At 54.8% G+C, this 668-nt stretch carries 1 protein-coding gene; it reads left to right on the top strand.

Annotation, left to right across the window (positions count from 1 at the left end; genetic code table 11):
- On the top strand, positions 1 to 668 hold a 668-nt coding region (locus BFP70_RS21180), incomplete at both ends, for a calcium-binding protein (RefSeq protein ID WP_304441954.1).

Here is a 668-nt window from a genome sequence, read left to right on the forward strand (position 1 = left end):
CAACGGGCAAACCGCCGATTTCTCAAACCTCAGCCTGGGCAACGGCAGCACAAGTGAATACCTTTATGTTGCGGTCAATAGCCTGTCGGCGGACGATACGCTCTCGGTCGATTTCTCAGATACCACGCTCTTGAATGACAGTTATATCAGCTTCAACGGCGGCAATGCCGATGAGGCGGTGCAGGGCAGCGATGGCGATGACAGCATCGATGGGAACAACGGCGATGACAGTCTTGATGGCGGCGTGGGGAATGACACGCTGATTGGTGCCAACGGCGATGACACGCTGATCGGCGGCGCTGGAAATGACAGCATTCAAACCGGTTACGGCGTGGATTCCGTCTTGGGCGGGACAGGAAATGATACGATTGAAACCTATTACAGCGATGATGGGTCCAGCATCGATGCCGGCGACGGAGATGACCTGATCGATCTGCAAAGCAACTTCCAATATGGCACTGTGGCAGGCGGCAACGGCACCGATACGCTGATCTTACAGTCTGCCAACACCCAAGGCACGACATTCACCGCGATCGAGGCAACGCAGATCCTGTATGATGCTACGATCGATGCCGCACAGATCGAAAATCAGGGACAGATCACGCTGCACCCGTCCAACTATCAAAACAGCGATGGCGTCGGTTACGCCTATCTGTATCTGAGCAATG

The organism is Thioclava sp. SK-1 (genome assembly GCF_001705665.1).
Classification (GTDB): Bacteria; Pseudomonadota; Alphaproteobacteria; order Rhodobacterales; family Rhodobacteraceae; genus Thioclava.